Origin of the sequence: Peptostreptococcus equinus (assembly GCF_027125355.1) — a bacterium.
Classification (GTDB): Bacteria; Bacillota; Clostridia; order Peptostreptococcales; family Peptostreptococcaceae; genus Peptostreptococcus; species Peptostreptococcus equinus.
The window spans coordinates 726,483-746,925 of sequence record NZ_CP114052.1; the positions used below are offsets into that span (position 1 = coordinate 726,483).

A 20,443-nucleotide genomic window follows, 5' to 3' on the forward strand; every position below is an offset into this window, starting at 1 on the left:
AATAATGATTTTCTGAAGAAAATTAAAACTCGATTAAAGGAGTGAAAGATTTGAACAATAAAATTGGTAGAGAATTAATTTCACTTGCTGTAAGTGAAGCGGATGAAAAATATATAAATAGAAAATACGAAATAAATTCAGAATTAAATAAGGGTTTAAAGGTTAAATATGAAAGAGTAGGTAAAGATGAGGAAAAGTATATTGAAATATTAAGATACAATATAATTTTTTATAAATCAATTATCAAGAAATTAGAGTCAATTTTGGATTTGTGGATTCAAAATGATGTTATTTTTAATACTGAGTCTATAGAAAAGAATATAAATAATATAACAAACTCATCAAGAGAGTATGTTAATAAGGCTATGAAAAATGGCAATGAGTATTTGAATGATAAAGATAAAAAAATATTTTTGTCTTATGATAGGACTAGCGGTTTAAAAAGAATTGAAAAGATTGAAAATGATTATAAAATATTAAATCTTTATAAAGACATATTGGCCATGGTTATCAGCGTTATATCATCTGATGTACTGAAATTTAGTCCGATTTTGGAAATGAGTACAGAATCAGCTAAAATAGATGTTATGAATGAGATATTTAAAAAAATAAATGAGATTTTATTTACTACAGAATCTCCAACAGTTGAATTTAAGGATCAGGCTTTGGTTGATGATGAAAATATGCAACTTGATAGCTTGGTTGATGAAGAAAAATGCAATAGCTTTTTAAAATATGTGGCAATGATTTCTGCACCAGAAATTTCAGTAAAAATAAATGATGTTTTTAGAGATTGTACAAAAATAGAAGAAATAGAAGAAGATGCTGCATATAAATTTCCAGAACCGAGAAAGGAATATATTTCTTGCGTTGCTTTGCTAATGGATTACATTACTCCTAGTAAGAAAAAGATGTTTATGAATGCATTTAGAATGTATGTTGTAGGATTGATAAGTCCAAATCAATTTGAGGCTTTAATTGAAAGGTTAATTAGAAATCATACATTTATAGATAAATCAACTTGGGTTAATTCTCAAAGAGTAGTAAATGCAGCTTTTAATATGGAGAATAGCAAGTTTTTTGGGCAAAGATATTTAGAAGATAGTACTGAGGATTTGAATGTAACTCAGAGTTTGAATATTGTAGAAACGAATGAAAGCGATAGCCCAATTAAGTCTTTATTTGAAAAAAATAAAGAAAGAGATATAGATAATCAAGAAAATCATAAATTTGGAAAAAGCGTATTAAGTAAATTTACTGGTTTCACTGATAAGTTTAGAACACCTGATGATGAGTCTTATGAAAGTTATGAAAATAACGATTATGAAGATGATGATTATGACTATGATAGCAGAAAGTCAGGAGTGGCCAGTAAATTGAGTGGATTTTTCAAGTTAAATAAAGATAAAGATGATTATGAAGATGATGACTATGATGAATTTGAAGAATATGATGATGACGAAAAATTTGATTCGTATAAAGAATTTGAAAATACTTTAATTAAAAATATAAAAACTGGTGATAATGCTATTCAAGATGAGAATGCTATTGCGATACTAAAGCTCAGAGAACAGAGTAGAAAGCAGGAAATTGAAAATCTTAGGCGTGAAATTAGTTCTTTGAAAAAAGAGCGTGCTCTAGCTGAAAAAATATCTAAACATGGTATGTCAGCTTTTAAGGATAATCCAGAATTAGAATATAGTGAAGAAGACTATGCTTATGTTAAACGCTCAAGTATGTCTCAAAGAGAGAGCGATTTATTTGATGATACAATTGAGGGACAAATTTCAATATTTGAATTGGAAAATCTAGAAAGTCCAGTTGATTCATATATAGGTGAAGAAAATAAAATTACTGACATAGAAAAAATAGAAAATGAAATGGACCAAATTGATAGCGAAAATGATATGTTTAAACCTATATTAGGTAGAACTCAAAGGTTAAATTTAGAGGCTATTAAAAATCACGGTTTAAAAAATAAAAAGAATAATTCATCAACTGATAATATCCGCATAAATTACGAGAATGACAACAAAAGTATAGTGCAAAATCCTCTAGATGATCATATTAACAAAGATGACAAAAAAAATAATATTGACAATACTGATAGTATCAATATACGTTCTGATTTTAAAATAGATGGTGAAACAGGGGTAACTCCAATAATTACACCACAAAATTCAGTAGATTATAAAGTGGAATTAGAAGATAGTTCTAATAAGGAAAATTATAATAATAAAGAGATAAATAATGATATTGATTTAGAGTCTAATACTAGAAATAAAAATGAGCGAGTATTAGATAAGAATCAATCACATAAAACAAGTGAGGAAGAAAAAATATCTGATTCAGAGGAACAGGATAAGTATCTGAAGGAAAATTCTTTTGAAGAATTAGAATTATTGAAATCTATGAAAGCGAATGATGTATATAATATTACACCTCCAGTTGCTGATATTGCTAAAATCGAAAAGGATATGACTACAAAAATTGATGATGTCAAGTTATCAACTACAAAAACAATGGTTGTGGATAAGGCAATGATTGAAGAACTCAACTCAAAAAAGACTGATTATGAGTTTTCTAAATCATACTTAGAAGATAAAAAAATTGATAATGATCAATTTATTGATAACTTAGATATTGATAATGAAGAGTATAAAGAAACAAATAATAAATCAGGATTGAAAAATAAGTTATTTAGTTTTTTTGTTGATAGAGAAGAAGTAAACGAATCACTTTCAAATGGAGATGACTCTCATGCATTTAATGAAGTTGAAGAAAATGATGAAGATTATTTAAATGATAAAGAAATTAAATATAAAACAGATGTAGATTATGCTGAGAATTCTAAGGCTAATGAGTTATTGTCGAAAATGACAAAAGTGGATAACTCTTATAAACCTAAAGATAAAAAATTAAAATTAAACAAGTCTAAAAAGTCACTTCCACTAATGAATAGAAATAAAAGTTTAAGAACTAGAATAAAAAAAGAAGAAGGATATTTGAAAGATAGCAATTTATCAAAGAAAAAGCTTGCTAGAGACTTAATAATAATATTGCTTATATTAGTGCTAATATTCTTTGCTTATATAAAAATAATTAGTAGTTTTAATTTACCAAGCGTAGAGGAGACTAATAATAAAGTTAAACATTCAAAAACAATTGGCAAAAATACTGACTCACAAATAGAAAATCCATCAAAAATTTCTGAAAAAACTACTTCAGAAAAAGAAAATAATTCTGCTGAGAAAAAAGCATCTTCGCTTGATAGAAAAGCAGAGCAATATAAAAATGGAAAAGGTAAGTATTATGTAGTCTTTATTGGTGCTACGAATAATAAAGATTCGGCAGAAAGTGAACAAAATAATTTTGCAAATAAGGGTATAAATGCAAAAATAATTAGGAATAGTGGATATTATATGCTAAAGAGCGGTGACTATTTGGATTATAATAAAGCTAATGCTGACTCTGTGAAATTAACAAATAAAGGTATTCAAAATTATGTGGTTGCAATGGATAAGTATTACGACTTGAAAATTCAGGCATTTGAAACAAGGATACCAACTTTAAGTGCTGAACAGTTAAAAACTGATTATGACGATATAAAAAATCAATTATTATCTACAGGTAAAAATGCAGGATATGTTAAGAATTTAGATGAGATTTACGAAAAAGCTTTAAAAGAAAAACAATAGAGGGGGTATTACCTTGTTGAAAGAAAATGAAAAGATAATTTTCGAAATGGAGTCTGGATATAATTTGATTGGATTAGAACAATTCAATTTAGAAAATATGTGCTTACAATTTACAAACCTTGGAAACATTTATGTTTCCAAGGTTGATTCTTTAGATGAAGTTTCATACTTTATTATGTACAATTATGAAGAACATAGAAAAAAATTATATTCTGAATTAGATGAAAATAATGTCAATGTAGTGAGTTCAAATATGCCATTTGAAATACATGATAACGGTAGAGTTTTTAATATAAATCTTAATTTGATTATTGTTTTGGATATTGAGGAATTTATTCAAATAAAAGACAATATAGATGAATTTATTTTTATATTTAACGAAGGTAAGAGTCTTTTTATTTTAGATGGTGAAGATTACTATGTAGGTTATATAGAATTAAAGGATAGAATATTAAATTTATTTAATGATGATAATAAATTTGAAGTGGAATATACAGAGATAAGCGATTTTAATTTCAATAGAAATTTAATGAAATTAGGAGGATTTTTCTGCTTTAAAAATAATAAAAATATAGTTAAAAAGATAGATGTTATAGGAGCTTTTGATTCAGATTTTAAGAGACAAATAGCTAGTAAAACTAATAACAATAAGAAAATTTTAAATGAATTATATTATGATGTACTTGTATATACTGAAATAGACGCTAAAATTGAATCTAAAAGATATAAATCTAAAAAAGTATATATATTCTTAAAGGGTGATAAATATCTGATTTTTGATAAAGAAAGTAAATCTAGTATTTGGGAAATGAATAAAAATAGCTTGTCTAAAATTATGTTAAATGAAAAAAAATACCTTATATTTGATGGTAAAAATTTTATTAGCCTTAATATTGATTCCGATCAAGCAGACAATTTGAAATTTAGTTTACTTAAAAACATAAATGAGAAAAAGTTGGCTTTTACTCTTAAGCAAAATCCAATATTTATTGAATCAAAAGACGAAGAGTTAAATATTTCAAGTATAGATGGCGTTAAATTACTTTCTATAGATAAAAATACTATTTCTGATATTAAAATTTATCATTCTAAACTATTATGTCATTTAGATTATTTTTTGATAGAAGTTATATATTCAGATAAATTAGTTAAATTCTATGTGAAAAAAGCTTTTGCTGAAACAATATTGATTCAATCGTTTGAGCATTATCATAATACGATATTAAATGATGCAAGTTTGGAAGATATATATGAAAATTGGACTAAGTCAGTAGCCGATATGGTTATTTTTAATTATTTCTCAGATATATATCTAATGATGTCCAATATTATAGGAACAGATTTTCGGGTCTTTGACGATCATAAAAAGGTTGAATTATTAAATTCAATATATAAGAGAGTAAATAATGAATTAGTTGAGTTGGATAAGACAACTATTTATTTATCAGAGGTTTTGAGAAAAAATGAGATAAATTATTTTAAATCAATAGGTAAGGATCCGGATCTTAATTTGATAAATGAGTTAGAAAGAACTTTTTTTGATATTAGGAATGATATAGGTCTTGATTTAACACAGATGGTAAATATTATAGCAAATTCAAGAAACTTTATAGGTGTGTTTACTGCCAATCAAGGTTTATTAAAAACATATGAAGATGATAATGAAAAGATAATATTTGATGAAATAGATACAATTGCAAATAAATTAGAGCATTTTTATTATGATATGCTACCTCATTATATAGGAAGAATTTTAAGACAAGTATTTATAAGCTATAGAGACTTATATAAAAATTATTCCGATATAGATGGTTTAGAACTTAAAAAAGAGTTGCTAGAGAGATTGAGAATAAACTATGTATACAAGCAATTTTCTACTGAGACAAAAGATAGCATAATAAGAAAAAAAATTATTGATGATTTATATTCATTGATGAAATTCTCTAATATGAAATTAGAAAGTGAATATTATTTTTCAGGTGGTTATAGAAAGTAGGCAAATATGTTAGTAAATGATATATTAAATAAAGATTATAAATTTTGTGATTTTGAAGAAAGACCGAAAAGCGTTATTTATAAAGAAGTTGACTTAGATATGTTATTAGAGGAAAATGAAATAGAAGAGAATTAAGGAGAATATTATGAGAGACACTAAAAGCATACTTTTAGCAGGAGGTGCTGGATATATAGGAAGTCATATATGTGTTGAATTATTGAATAGAGATAATAAATATAAGGTAATAGTTGTGGATAATTTTTCAAATTCTAATCCCAAAGTATTAGATAGGATAAAGGATATAACTGGTAAAGATGTAAAGTTTTATGAAATTGACACTAGATCTAACGAGCTTGAAAAGGTGTTTAAAGAAAATAAAATTGATGCTGTAATAGATTTGGCTGCATATAAAGCTGTTGGAGATTCAGTAAAAAATCCATTGAAATATTACAATAATAATTTGATATCACAAATGAATATGTTGTTACTAATGAAAAAATACTCAGTAAATAACTTTGTATTTTCATCATCTGCAACAGTTTATGGAGAGGTAAAAGCAGATGAACTTCCAATAAATGAAAATCATCCAACTTCTACTACTAATCCATATGGGAGCACTAAGTTAATGGGAGAACAAATTCTACAAGATTGTTCAATATCAGATCCAGATTTTAACTGTATAGTACTCAGATATTTTAATCCAATAGGTGCTCATGAGTCAGGAAAAATTGGAGAAGAGGCTATAGGTATTCCTGCAAATGTAATGCCATATATTACAAAAGTTGCTATAGGAGAATTGCCATATTTAAATATATTTGGTAATGATTATGATACTATAGATGGTACAGGTGTAAGGGATTATATACATGTAGTTGACCTTGCAAAGGGTCATGTAAAGGCCCTTGAAAGATTATTGAATAATAGGATAGGAATAGAGTATTTTAATTTAGGTGCTGGCAAAGGCTTTAGTGTATTAGAATTGATTCACGCCTTTTCAAGAGCGTATGGCAAGCAAATAGAATATAAAATAGTAGATAGAAGACCAGGGGATGCAGCCATTATTTATGCAGATCCTAGTAAGGCTAAAGATATATTAAATTGGCAGGTTGAATACAGTTTGGATGATATGTGTAGAGATTCTTGGAATTGGCAAAGTAAAAATCCTAATGGGTATAATATATAATATATAGTAGAACGAAAGGAATAAATTTATGTATAAAAAATTGCTGTATTTATTTCTAGTATTTATTATGTGTTTTACAAATACGGCATGTTCTAAATTTAGTAATAAAGATAATAAGAATACTCAAATAAGCAAAAAAGCAAAATACACAGTATATATGCCAAAGGATAGTATATTGGATAATAGAATTATTAAGGATAAAGAAGTCGCTATAAATTATCTAGAAAAAAAAGATAAATATGGAAATGATGATGTAGATAAGATTGTTAACAATGTGGATAAAAATGTAAGAGTATTGATAATTAGTTCAAATTCACCGGGACTCTTAAAGGCATTTGAAAAAATAAAAGAAAAAATTCCTGGATTAGTTACAGTAGCAATTGACCTTCCAGAATTAGATAATAATAAAAATTTATCATCTAAAAAAAATAAAAGTGTTGAAATATCACTATCATCACAAGAAAATACAGGTGGTCTTAATGCGGCAAAGTTCGCAAAATCTATGGGGGCGAAGGAGTTTTTGTATCTTTCTCTTAATAATTCACCTCGACCATTTGAATATGAAGATATTGAAGAAGTAGAAAATTTTTGTAAATTAAATGGTATGAAATTTACAAATGCTAAAATTGAATCTAATGCTATGAATGGAAAAATTAATGAAAATATAAATAATATTTTTTCTAAAGGAAAAGAATTAGCTGTATTTCCTGCAAGTCCTGAATTATCTGAACTTGTATTCGATAATGCTATTAGATATAAGTATATAGTGCCTAATTTAAACTCTAATAATGATGGGCTACTTTTGTCTAAAAAATTTAATTTGGAAAAATCATATGAATTAAATAATTCAAAATCATATTCAAATGATTTACAAAAAAAGATTGAATCTATGGGACTAAAAGATAGACTAGGGTTGATACCTGAAGGAAAAAGCAATATATTGATTGGATTAGTAATTAAGTCTCATCAATATATGTATAAGAATAGATTTGAATTAGAAGAATCTTTTTCAAATATAAATTTATCAAATAGACTTCAAGAAGAATATGGATATATGTCTAAAATTTATAAAATTAATCCTTCTATAACAATAAATAAGACAATAAAAATATTGCCTAGAATATATTAAGGAGGTATAAGTTGCATAATAAAATAATTAAAAAACTTTGTTCACTTGTCCTTATATGTTCCCTAGGATTGAGTGCTTGCTCTAAAAAAGACAAGGATAAAGAGGAGAGCGTAGCAAATTCGAAAGCAGATATTTATTCTAAAATCGTATTAATAAGTGATAAGAATGATATAAATATAAATGATAATATTAAGGATTATGAAAAAGAAATAAAAAAATATAAGGAAGAGAATAAGGATATTAAATTCGATATTGAAAATATTATTATAGATTCCAATACTATAGGTAAGGAAAACTTCAATAAGATAATAAATGATAATAAAATTAAGTCAGTAATATTTGTAGACAATAAATATGATGTAAAAGAAATTGCAAGATCTATAAAGGAAAAGAGAAGAGATATACTTACTATTTCAAGCGGAATTGAAGATAAAGAAGAAGTATTATCTAAAACATTTGATTTAAATTTTAATGTATCATATGATAATTATTTTAAAAATGGTGTTCAAACCATAAAAAGTTATGGAATTGATAGATTTATATATTTATCCTCAGATAGTAATAATGATGGTTCAATAAAAAAAGCGATAGAAGAAAACTGTAAAAAAATAGAACTTCCTTTTGAAGATATTAAGATTGACACAGCTAATGATAAAGTTGATATGCAGGCAAATCTTGTATATAAAATCAATTATTTACTAGATAAGTATTCAAATAATATTGCAATATATCCTAGTGATTCTAATATGAATGAAGTATTGCTTAGTATGGTTACAAACGAAAAATTTTTCATAGCAGGTTTTTCAAATTATAATATTACAAAGGAAGCCGTAGATTTATATGGTATAAGGAATTTAAGTATTCATACTAATTCTTATAATATTTTAAATGCTAAAATTAGCAATTTTTACAAGGATAATGAAACAAACTCTAAAGTTTATGCAAGACCGACAAGTAATGAGTATTGTTTAGTAAGATATCCAAGTGAGCTTTCCATAGCTATGAGTACAAAACAAAAACCTTTAAGGGTTGCTTATAATAGAGAATATCTAGAAGAGGTGGCAAATGTAAGATCAAACCTTTCATTAGCTATTGATAGAGTAAATGACAAATATAAAAATAATTATATAATTAAATTTGATAATATAGTATATTAAGGGGTATTAACAAATAAAAATAAAAGGAGATTTTAAAATGGTAATGATAATTCCAAAAGATTATAAATGTGAACTTGGAGTTTTAGAGACTCAAAAGGCTATAAAGGAGCTTAAAGACTTTTTTCAAACGTCACTAAGTGAAGAACTTAATTTAATTAGAGTATCTTCACCTTTATTTGTACTTCCAGAATCGGGAACTAATGACAATTTAAATGGCATAGAAAAACCAGTTTCATTTGATGTCCCATTTTTAAATAAGAAGGCTGAAATAGTCCAGTCTTTAGCAAAATGGAAAAGAGTAGCTATCAAAAAATATGGAATAGAAGTTGGGCAAGGTATATATGCCGATATGAATGCTATTAGAAAAGATGAAGAATTGGATAATGTTCATTCACTTTATGTAGATCAGTGGGACTGGGAGTATAGAATAAATAAATCTGATAGAAGTAATGAAAAATTAGAGTGGATTGTAAAGAAGATTTATAAAGTGTTTAAGAAAACAGATGATTTTGTAGTTGAAAAATATCCTAATTTAAAGCCTTTACTACCAGAAGAAATAGTATTTATAACTAGTCAGGAACTAGAAGATGAATGGCCAAATCTTACTCCAAAGCAAAGAGAAAGAGAAATAGTTAAAAGACATAAAGCTGTATTTTTAACTGGTATTGGTAAATCTCTAGAATCTGGAGAAAAACATGACGGTCGTTCACCAGACTATGACGATTGGAATTTAAATGGAGATTTTTTATTTTATAATCCAGTACTTGATGATGTGATAGAACTTTCATCAATGGGTATTAGAGTCGATGAAGATGTATTGGAAGAACAGTTAATTCTTGCTGGAGCTGAAGATAGAAAGGCATTGGATTATCATAGAGAATTATTAGATGGCAATCTACCATATACAATAGGTGGAGGTATAGGTCAATCTAGAATATGTATGTTTTTCTTAAGGAAAGCACATATAGGAGAAGTACAAGTTGGAATCTGGCCAAAAAGAATGATAGAAGAATGCAAAAAAGCTAGTATTCACCTATTATAATATTAAATTTAGGGGGCTGTTATTTAAACTAACAGCTCTTTTTTATAAAAGGAGGATTGAAAATGGGTAAGAAAAAATATTTTTTCTTTGATATAGATGGAACGATAGCAGTTGGTGTACCTCGTATAATACCAGAATCAACTGCTAAAACCTTAAAAAAATTGAAAGAAAATGGTCATTTTGTAAGTTTAGCTACTGGCAGAATGCACATTATGACTACTGAATTCTGTGAAGAACTAGGAATAGAAAACTTAGTTACAGATGGAGGTAATGGTATAGTATTAGATGGAAAGGTTGAAATACTTCCATTGGAACAAGATATGGTAAAGAAACTTATTAACGAGTTTGAAGAAAAAGATATACCTTGGGCAATATCCTTAGCAAATGAAAGGCTTTGGCATACAAAGGACGAAAGATTCCCAAATGCAATGAACAAAATAATTAAATTAAAAGGCTATATGGAAACTAAAATAGTTGATAACTTAAATATTAATGATAGTGATAAAATTTATAAAGCTTTTGCTTATTTGCCTGAATCAGAAGAATACAAAATAAATGCATTGAAAAATTCGCCTTATACTAGATATGGAGCAGATTATATTATAATAGAGCCTGATGATAAGTCAAAAGGCATAAGAAAGATAATGGAAAAATTAAATATTAAAGATGAGGATGTAGTTGTATTTGGTGATAATACAAATGATATAAAAATGTTCAGGCCAGAGTGGACTAGTATAGCAATGGGTAACGCTCACCCAAAACTAAAAGAAATAGCAGATTTTGTTACTAAAGATGCTGATGATGATGGGATCGAGTATGCATGTAAACATTTTGGGTGGATATAGGAGAAGTTATGAAAAGAATAATAGTAGTAGGAGGCGGTCCTGCTGGAATATTGGCGGCTTATTTTGCTTCTAAAGAGGGCAATGAAGTAATTTTATTAGAAAAAAATGATAGATTGGGTAAAAAATTAAGAATTACTGGTAAAGGAAGGTGTAATATCACTAATGCATGTGATATAGAAGATTTTATTAATAACATGTGTGTAAATAATTCTTTTATGTATAGTTCATTTTATTCATTTACAAATGATAATGCATTAGAATTATTTAAAAAATATGGATTGGATTATAAAGAGGAAAGAGGTAAAAGAATTTTTCCAAGATCTGATAAAGCAATTGATTTTATAAAAGTATTAGAAGATATGTTAAAAGACTTTAAGGTTAAAATAAAATTCAACTCAAGTGTAAAGGAAATAATAATAGATAGTGATAAAAATATAAAAGCTATTAAATTAAAAGATAAATCTACTATCCAATGTGATTCATTAATACTAGCAACAGGTGGAAGATCATACCCTAAAACTGGTTCAACAGGAGATGGATATGAAATTGCAAAAAAGCTTGGTCATAGTATTATTAAACCAAAGCCAGCTTTGATAGGACTTGAAACAAAGGAAAAAATAGAAAAAAATCAGATTGGTTTAATTTTGAAAAATATAAGTATTGATTTATATGAAAATGATAGAAAAGTCTATTCGGATTTTGGAGAACTAGAATATAGGGAGTATGGAATAGATGGTCCCACTATAAAATCGGCATCATGTCATATTAAAAATCCAAAAAATTGTAAGATAATAGTAAATTTAAAACCAGCTCTTAGTAAAGAAAAATTGGACAAGAGGATACAAAGAGATTTTGAAAAATATTCAAAATCTAATTTTAAAGAAGGGTTAAAAGGTTTATTACATAGATCAATGATAAATACAATTGTTGAGAGAACAGGAATAAATTCAGAAAAGCCAATAAGCCAAATAAATAAAATGGAAAGAAAGAAATTAATTGAAGCTATAAGTTCATTTACATATAATATAGATGATTTCAGAAAAATTGATGAAGCTATCGTAACCTCAGGGGGAATAGATGTAAAAGACATTGATCCACATACAATGGAATCAAAAAAAGTAAACAATTTATATTTCGCAGGTGAAATAATAGATGTACATGCATATACAGGTGGTTTTAATCTTCAAATAGCATATTCTACAGCTTATCTAGCAGGAACAAATGCGAGTGAAGAATAAAAGAAAGTTAATCTTTTGATTAACTTTCTTTTATTCTACAAAGTACTAGTTTTGGTAAGTTCCCACGTACACTAAAATTGCTTAGTGACATAATTAAAAATCTTTTCGTTTCCCAAGTCGATATCACCTGTTTTTACATATTTCTCAATACATTCGATATCTTTTTGAGTTAAATACTTATCAGGAATAGTAAGATTGAATCCGCTTAATTTTAATAATTTATTTAATTTAAAAATGCTTGAGCACTCAGCCTTTCTCATATAGGCATTAGTATTTTCTTTACTTTTTAATAAGCTGTCATTTTGCATACTTATTAAAGTGTCCACATACGATTTGTAAGTTTCTCTAAATTCGCTATTATCGATATTTAAATTATCTAATATAGAAATCATAGTCTTATCTTTTAACATGCTAATAACAAATTGTTCTGAAGTTAGTTTACCTGATACTATTCCTTTTTGATATTTTCTCAAAACTTTTTTTGTTTGAGCGTATATTGTATAACGGGTGTTCAAATCTAATTGCAATATTTCCATCCGATCACCTCTAATTTCATTCTACAACATTTCTTTGATAATTGCTATACATAAAACATATATTTACATAAATTAAAACATATGTTACTTATTTTCTTAATTTATACAAAAATTGTGTACATTGAAAAATAAATGTAGTATTATTAGAATAGGGGGGATTTCATAGAATATGAGATCGGAATTTTAAGGTAAAGTTGTGTGAAAAGAGGTAGAGTATGAGTTATGTTAAAAGAATGAAAAGCTTGGTAGAAATCACAAAAATTGTGACTGAATCTGATAACTTTTTTGAAATAAAAGACATAATAGTAAGTAATATGCTTGAAGCTGTACAACCTACAAAAGCATGTGTGAATTTGTTTTATGATGCTAAATTCAATTATGCCCATTTAGTCTGTTCGTCTACCTTATTCTATATACCTAAGATATTTCCTAAAAATGAGGAGTTTGGAACTAAGATAGATTTTGATTTGTACCCAGAGTATATTCATGAGGCAGTAAGAAAGAAAGAAAATATAATTGTAGAGGATGTAAGAAAAGATCCTAGAGCAGTAGTAGAATTGTCATTGGCTGAAAATGAAGGATATGTAGGAAGAGCTGTATTCCCATTTGTGATTAATGATAAGTGTGTAGGCTTTATGACTTGTTATCTGATGCAAGATGATGTATTAGATAGTGACTCTATAGACTTTATATCACAAGTTGCATCTCTAATGGCACTTTCAATTTCTATAACTAATAAAAATAAGGGTATACAAGACTTAATAACAAAACTTAGAAATTCAATAACTAATATAAATAAAGCATCAAGAAGATTGTATTCTTCAAAGGATATGTTTTACTATCTTAAGAAGATGTCGGCAGTTCTTTCAGAAACCACAGATAGTTTATATTCTATGATAAATATATATAAAATATCTGAGAATGGAGATATTGTTGGACAAAAGTTAAGCATATGCCAAAAATATAGTAGATTAGATGATTTAAATTCAATGATGAAGCCTATAATCGCATCTCACAAGATGTCTGAATTTATGAATAACTTAAATATTGAATTTATAAATGGAGAAAAAATAAATAATTGTATTTATTATAAACAATTTATTGATTCTGACACGATGATGATTATACTTTGTGTAGGCAACAAGGTCTACAATTATGATGATAAAAGCACTATATCTATAATGGCTAAACAAATGGCTAATAGTTTGCAGAATTTTGAAAATGAATCAAATGTTGAAAAACATAAGGGAATTGAAAATGGGCTTACAATGCTAAAAAGACAGCAACAGCTTATAATGGAGAATGTAACTATAAAAAGATTTAATGACAAGGAGATTTTCTATCATGTGTCACCATCAAATGATGTAGGTGGAGATTTTTATCATTCAAAAGATGTAGGTGAAAAAATTGTATTTATAGTTGCAGATGTAATGGGACATGGTATAGTTGCCAATTATATGGTTGCGTTGATAAAAGGTGCATTTGATATACTAACTCATAAGACTTTTTCAGCCCAAGAGTTGTTGACAAAACTTAATTGTAGATTATTTGAGGAATTTGATCATATGGGAGCGTTCGCTACTGTATTGGTTGGATTTATAGATAAAAAGAATATGAAGCTAGAAATGGCAAATGCAGGTCATTATTATCCTATAATACTTGATAAAGATAAAAATATTGTAGAGTTCGATTTTGACAATAGAGAAATACCTGTAGGAATAATGGAAGATACAGTATATACTGAATATGAATTAAATTTGGCAGATATGTCTATGATGTGTATATTTACTGATGGAATAATAGAATTAAAGAATGAAAAAGACGAGGAGTATGGTTCAGAGAGATTAAAAAATTTCTTAAAAGAAAATGTCAATCTTGATAAAGATCAGATAATAAATAATATAAAAAAAGAAATTGATATGTTTAGTCAAGATGTAGAAAGTAGAGATGATATATTGGTAACTTTCATAAAATAACATTAAATAAAATAAAAATTAAAAAATAAAATTAAAATGTATATTTGTGTTTTAATAGAGAAATTCAAATATACATTTTTTTTATTGTAAAAACTTTATAAATTTAAAAATACTATTGTATCTAAAAATAAAGCGTAAGAACAAATTGAATTAAAATGAGTGTAAATTTAATACATTTTTATTTAGTTAAAAACGTTAAATAATAAATAAAATTTATTTATCAATTACATTGCATTTTTAATTTATCTTTAGTATAATTGGAATATACGGTTGATATTAATACTAAAAGTGAGGGATTCAACCGATATTTTCTTATTTACATTAAACTAATTTACTAAATTTTTGCAAGTATATTTTATATATGCAAAAAATTTTGTGTTTTTTAGTTTATTTAATATTGTATACAAGAAACAATACTTGATTTTATTATCTTAAGGAGGAATTAATAAATGGCAAAATTTTTGAAAACTGTCGATGGTAATACTGCCGCTGCCCACGTATCATATGCGTTTACAGATGTAGCAGCAATATATCCAATCACTCCTTCATCAACAATGGCAGAAGTAGTTGATGAATGGGCTTCTCAAGGAAGAAAGAATATATTTGGACAGGTTGTTAAAGTAGTAGAAATGCAATCTGAAGGTGGTGCAGCAGGTGCATTCCACGGTTCATTAGCAGGTGGTGCATTAACTTCTACATACACTGCATCTCAGGGTCTATTACTAATGTTACCTAATATGTATAAGTGTGCTGGTGAATTATTACCAGGTGTATTCCACGTTTCAGCACGTGCTCTTGCATCTCAGGCACTTTCAATATTTGGTGATCATCAGGACGTTATGGCAGCTAGAATGTCTGGATGTTGTTTATTAGCATCTGGTTCAGTTCAGGAAGTTGCAGATATTGCTCCAGTAGCTCATTTAGCAGCAATCGAAGGTAGATTACCATTCATCCATTTCTTTGACGGATTCAGAACTTCTCATGAAATTCAGAAGGTTGAGTTAATGGAAAATGAAGACTACGCTAAGTTATTAAACTTTGAAGCTGTTCAGGCATTTAGAGATGCTTCGTTATCTCCAAATCATCCTGTAACTAGAGGTACAGCTCAGAATCCTGATATATACTTCCAGGCTAGAGAAGCTTCAAATAAATTCTATGATAATATGATAGGAATTGTAGAAAAATATATGAATAAAATGTCTGAATTAACAGGCAGAAAGCATGAACTATTTGATTACTATGGAGCAGAAGATGCTAAATATGTAATGGTAGCTATGGGATCAGTTACAGAAGCTGCTGAAGAAGTAGTAGATATGTTAAATGCTAAGGGTGGAAAATACGGTCTTATCAATATACATCTATACAGACCTTTCTCAGTTAAGCATTTTATGGATAAAATGCCTAAGACTGTCGAAAGAATTGTTGTTATGGATAGAACTAAGGAACCAGGAGCAACTGGAGAACCACTATATCTAGAAGTTAAAGATATGTTCTATGGAACTGAAAATGCTCCAGTTATAATTGGTGGTAGATATGGATTAGGATCAAAGGATGTTACACCAACTGACTTAAACGCAGTATTTGCTAACTTAGTATCTGATAAGCCAAAAGATAGATTTGTAGTTGGTATAGTTGATGATGTAACTAACCATTCATTAGAAATACCAGAAGAAATAAGAATAGCTACTCCAGGAACAGTAAGATGTAAGTTCTGGGGATTAGGATCAGATGGTACTGTTGGTGCTAATAAGCAGGCTATAAAGATTATAGGTGACAATACTGACAAGTATGTTCAGGCATATTTTGACTATGACTCTAAGAAGTCTGGTGGTGTTACAATGTCACACTTAAGATTTGGTGATAACAGAATCAAATCTAGCTACTTATTAGATGAAGCTGATTACATTGCATGTCACAAGCAATCATATGTATATCAGTATGATGTAATCAAGGGATTAAGAAAGGGTGGAGTATTCGTACTTAACACTATTTGGACTCCTGAAGAATTAGATGCTAACTTACCAGCTAAATTAAAGAGATATATAGCAAGAAATGATATTCAATTCTATACTTTAGATGCAGTTAATATAGCAAAGGAAATAGGATTAGGAAATAGAATAAATATGATTTGTCAGTCTGCATTCTTCAAACTAGCTGATATAATACCAGTAGAAGATGCTGTTAAATACTTAAAGGACTCAATTAAGAAGTCATACGGTAAGAAGGGTGACAAGATAGTTAATATGAACTATGAAGCAGTTGAAAAGGGTATAGATGCTTTAGTTAAGATAGATGTACCAGCTTCTTGGGCTGATGCTGCTGATGAAAAAACAGTTGAAAGTAAAGAACCAGCATTCATTAGAGATATATTGAGACCAATGAACGCTGTTGAAGGTAACTCATTACCAGTATCTGCATTTAATGGTCGTGAAGATGGACATTTCCCACAAGGAACTGCTGCTTACGAAAAGAGATGTATAGCTGTTGATGTTCCTGAATGGCAAATAGAAAACTGTATACAGTGTAACCAGTGTTCTCTAGTATGTCCTCATGCTGCTATAAGACCATTCTTATTAACAGAAGAAGAAGCTAAGAATGCTCCAGAAAACTTCAATACTAAGTCTGCCGTAGGTAAGGGATTAGAAGGATTACAGTATAGAATTCAGGTTTCAGCTATGGATTGTACAGGTTGTGGTAACTGTGCTGATGTTTGTCCAGCTAAGACTAAGGCTCTTGTTATGAAGCCAATGGAAGAACAGTTAGAAGTACAGGAAGAAAACTGGTACTTTGCAACTGACTTCTCTAAGGTATCTGCTAAGCCAAATGCTATGCCAGCTACAACTATTAAGGGATCACAGTTCAGACAGCCATTACTTGAATTCTCAGGTGCTTGTGCTGGATGTGGTGAAACTGCATACATGAAGATGGTTACTCAGTTATTTGGACCAAGAATGATGGTTGCTAATGCTACAGGTTGTTCATCAATTTGGGGAGCATCTGCGCCAGCAACTCCTTACACAGTTAACCATGAAGGTAAGGGTCCATCTTGGGCAAATTCATTATTCGAAGATAATGCTGAATACGGATATGGTATGTATCTAGCTGTATCTCAGTTAAGAGATAGAGTAAAAGATTTAGCTAAGGAATTACTAGCAGTAGCTCCAGAAGCTGATAAAGAAGTTATAAACAATTACTTAGATAATATGTTTAATGGAGATAAGACTATTGAAACAAGCGAAGCTTTTACAAAGTTAGTTGATAAATATGCTTCTGAATCTAAGTTTATAGATGTAGTTCCTCAGTTAGTTGACTTAAAAGACTACTTCGTCAAGAGATCAAACTGGATTCTTGGTGGAGACGGTTGGGCATATGATATCGGATTTGGTGGATTAGACCATGTTCTTGCATCAGGTGAAGATGTAAATGTATTGGTATTTGATACAGAAGTTTATTCAAATACAGGTGGTCAGTCTTCTAAGGCTACTCCTGCTGCTGCAATGGCTAAGTTTGCTGCATCAGGTAAGAGATCTAAGAAGAAAGATCTTGGTATGATAGCTGCTACTTACGGAAACGTATATGTTGCTCAGGTAGCTATTGGTGCTGATAAGAATCATTTCTTAAAGGCTGTTCTTGAAGCTGAAAAGCACAATGGACCATCATTAATCATAGCTTATGCTCCATGTATCAACCACGGAATTAAAAAGGGTATGGGTAAATCAGTTGAAAATGAAGCAGATGCAGTTAAGGCTGGATACTGGCATTTATACAGATATAACCCAGAATTAAAGGCAGAAGGAAAGAATCCATTCTCATTAGATTCTAAGGAACCAACTGAATCATTCAGAGAGTTTATCTTAGGACAGAATAGATACGCTTCAATTGCTAAGATGTTCCCAGAACAGAGTGAAGAATTATTTGCTATGGCTGAACAGAATGCAAAAGAAAGATATGAAGGATATAAAAAATTGGCAGAAAAATAGGCCTACAAAATAAACTTTATATTTTGAAATAAAGGCATCCACATTGTGGATGTCTTTTTATGTGGTGTATATAAGATTTTTTATGCTATATAATAGTATAAGGAACACTAGAAGAGGAGATAATGGGAATGAACATTAATCAAGAAATAGTAAAATACATAGCATATTTTCTAATATATTTTTTGATAGGTTGGATAGTTGAAGTGTCCTATGTTGATATATTCAGTCTTAGGGCTTTTCCTAATTTAAAAGAAAGGAAATATGTAAAGGCTATCTGGGAGTTGAATAAAAAAAGAGACCTATAGTTGCAAATATGGGTAATTTACTGTATCATAGATACTATGGAATAAATATAATGACTAATTATGTCTATTTTTGAATATTTTATTAAAAGTATAATAGATATAATGGTTTCTTAATAAGATATAAGAGGTGGATATATGGAAAATATGAAAATACAACCTATTTTATGTGGAGGAGACTTAAACTGTTATAGTGTGGCTAGAGCTTTTCATGAAGAGTATGGAGTAACTTCGATAGCCTTTGGTAGATATTATCTTGGAGCTACCAAAAATTCTAAATTTATTGATTTTAGAGTAAATGAGCATATAACAGATGAATCAAAATTTGTAGACATTTTAATGGAAGAAGCTAGTAAACATCCAGAAGATGTCAAATTAATATTAATGGGATGTACAGATGAGTATGCTGAATTAATTATAGATAATAGAGAAATTTTAAGCCAAAAGTTTATTACTCCATATATTGATTCAGAATTAAAAAATAAGTTGGTAGAAAAAGAATCATTTTATGAAGTTTGTGAAAAGTATGGATTAGATTATCCAAAAACTTATATCTACAATAAAGGAGATGAATGTAGAGATTTTGGTTTTAACTATCCAATTATCGTAAAGGCGTCAGATAGTATCTCTTTCTTTCAGAACCCTTTTGAAGGAATGAATAAGGCTTATATAGCTCATTCAGAAGAAGAATTTAATAAAATAATTACAGATGTTTATTCTCATGGATATGAAAAGTCAATGATTATACAGGATTTAATACCTGGCGAAGATGATCATATGAGAGTATTAACTTGCTATTCAGATATGAATGCTAAGGTTAAAATGATGTGTCTAGGACATGTTTTACTAGAAGAGCATACGCCAAAAGGTATAGGGAATCATGCTGCAATAATAACTGAATACGAAGAGGAGTTGATGTACAAGTATAAAACTTTTTTAGAAGAAATTAATTATGTAGGTTTTTCTAATTTTGATATTAAGTACGATGATAGAGATGGAAAATTTAAGGTATTTGAAATCAACCTAAGACAGGGAAGAAGTAATAACTATGTTACAGCATCCGGAAATAACATAGCAAAATATGTAGTAGAAGATAGAGTTTTAAATAAGGAAATGGATTTAAAAATACAAAAAGACAATTTTTACTGGCATGTTATACCTAATTCTGTTGTATATGACTATGTAAAAGACAAAGAATTGGTAAAGAGATGTAAGGAACTAGTTGCTAATGGTAAGAGTGGATCAGGATATGGTTATTCTTATGATTTGAAAGGAAATTTTAAAAGAAGTCTTTACATATTTTTATTTGGACTAAATCAAAAGAAGAAATTTAAGAGATATTGTAAAAAATATTAAAGAGT

At 28.4% G+C, this 20,443-nt stretch carries 14 protein-coding genes; 12 read left to right on the plus strand and 2 right to left on the minus strand.

Annotated elements, in window-relative coordinates; genetic code table 11:
• Nucleotides 1–50: 50 nt before the first annotated feature.
• From O0R46_RS03790 to O0R46_RS03830, 9 genes are all read left to right on the plus strand, one after another.
• Nucleotides 51–3,698 (plus strand): SPOR domain-containing protein, encoded by a 3,648-nt coding sequence (locus O0R46_RS03790; RefSeq protein ID WP_269312250.1) that lies wholly within the window; start codon nucleotides 51–53, stop codon nucleotides 3,696–3,698.
• A gap of 16 nt (nucleotides 3,699–3,714) precedes the next feature.
• Nucleotides 3,715–5,694, plus strand: a complete 1,980-nt coding sequence (locus O0R46_RS03795; protein WP_269312251.1) for a hypothetical protein — start codon at nucleotides 3,715–3,717, stop codon at nucleotides 5,692–5,694.
• A gap of 6 nt (nucleotides 5,695–5,700) precedes the next feature.
• A complete protein-coding gene (locus O0R46_RS03800) occupies nucleotides 5,701–5,829 on the plus strand; it encodes a hypothetical protein (protein ID WP_269312252.1) in 129 nt (42 codons plus the stop codon).
• A 10-nt stretch (nucleotides 5,830–5,839) separates the two neighbouring features.
• Nucleotides 5,840–6,877 carry a UDP-glucose 4-epimerase GalE gene (gene galE, locus O0R46_RS03805; RefSeq protein ID WP_269312253.1) on the plus strand — a complete coding sequence of 346 codons (1,038 nt, stop codon included), beginning with the start codon at nucleotides 5,840–5,842 and terminating at the stop codon, nucleotides 6,875–6,877.
• Between the two features lie 67 nt (nucleotides 6,878–6,944).
• Nucleotides 6,945–8,006 (plus strand): DUF3798 domain-containing protein, encoded by a 1,062-nt coding sequence (locus O0R46_RS03810; protein WP_269312254.1) that lies wholly within the window; start codon nucleotides 6,945–6,947, stop codon nucleotides 8,004–8,006.
• Between the two features lie 11 nt (nucleotides 8,007–8,017).
• Entirely contained in the window at nucleotides 8,018–9,163 is a 1,146-nt protein-coding gene (locus O0R46_RS03815) for a DUF3798 domain-containing protein (RefSeq protein WP_269312255.1), read from the plus strand.
• A gap of 37 nt (nucleotides 9,164–9,200) precedes the next feature.
• Nucleotides 9,201–10,205, plus strand: coding sequence for an aspartate--ammonia ligase (asnA, locus tag O0R46_RS03820; protein ID WP_269312256.1), 1,005 nt, complete (start codon nucleotides 9,201–9,203; stop codon nucleotides 10,203–10,205).
• Between the two features lie 62 nt (nucleotides 10,206–10,267).
• On the plus strand, nucleotides 10,268–11,050 hold the full coding sequence (locus O0R46_RS03825) for an HAD-IIB family hydrolase (protein WP_269312257.1): 783 nt from the start codon (nucleotides 10,268–10,270) through the stop codon (nucleotides 11,048–11,050).
• Nucleotides 11,051–11,058: 8 nt separating this feature from the next.
• Nucleotides 11,059–12,288 (plus strand): BaiN/RdsA family NAD(P)/FAD-dependent oxidoreductase, encoded by a 1,230-nt coding sequence (locus tag O0R46_RS03830; protein ID WP_269312258.1) that lies wholly within the window; start codon nucleotides 11,059–11,061, stop codon nucleotides 12,286–12,288.
• A gap of 71 nt (nucleotides 12,289–12,359) precedes the next feature.
• Here the strand turns inward: O0R46_RS03830 and O0R46_RS03835 are convergent, their stop codons facing one another.
• The gene (locus O0R46_RS03835; RefSeq protein WP_269312259.1) at nucleotides 12,360–12,824 is read right to left on the minus strand and encodes a hypothetical protein; all 465 of its coding nucleotides are present in this window, start codon (nucleotides 12,822–12,824) and stop codon (nucleotides 12,360–12,362) included.
• A 215-nt stretch (nucleotides 12,825–13,039) separates the two neighbouring features.
• On the opposite strand from O0R46_RS03835, the gene O0R46_RS03840 reads away from it, so the two are divergent.
• Nucleotides 13,040–14,800 (plus strand): GAF domain-containing SpoIIE family protein phosphatase, encoded by a 1,761-nt coding sequence (locus tag O0R46_RS03840; protein ID WP_269312260.1) that lies wholly within the window; start codon nucleotides 13,040–13,042, stop codon nucleotides 14,798–14,800.
• A gap of 449 nt (nucleotides 14,801–15,249) precedes the next feature.
• Nucleotides 15,250–18,780 carry a pyruvate:ferredoxin (flavodoxin) oxidoreductase gene (gene nifJ / locus O0R46_RS03845; protein ID WP_269312261.1) on the plus strand — a complete coding sequence of 1,177 codons (3,531 nt, stop codon included), beginning with the start codon at nucleotides 15,250–15,252 and terminating at the stop codon, nucleotides 18,778–18,780.
• 270 nt (nucleotides 18,781–19,050) lie between these two features.
• Here the strand turns inward: nifJ and O0R46_RS10250 are convergent, their stop codons facing one another.
• Nucleotides 19,051–19,095 (minus strand): hypothetical protein, encoded by a 45-nt coding sequence (locus O0R46_RS10250; protein ID WP_479691742.1) that lies wholly within the window; start codon nucleotides 19,093–19,095, stop codon nucleotides 19,051–19,053.
• Between the two features lie 125 nt (nucleotides 19,096–19,220).
• Here O0R46_RS10250 and O0R46_RS03855 point away from each other — a divergent pair, with 125 nt between their 5' ends.
• Entirely contained in the window at nucleotides 19,221–20,438 is a 1,218-nt protein-coding gene (locus O0R46_RS03855; protein ID WP_269312263.1) for a carboxylate--amine ligase, read from the plus strand.
• Nucleotides 20,439–20,443 lie beyond the last annotated feature (5 nt).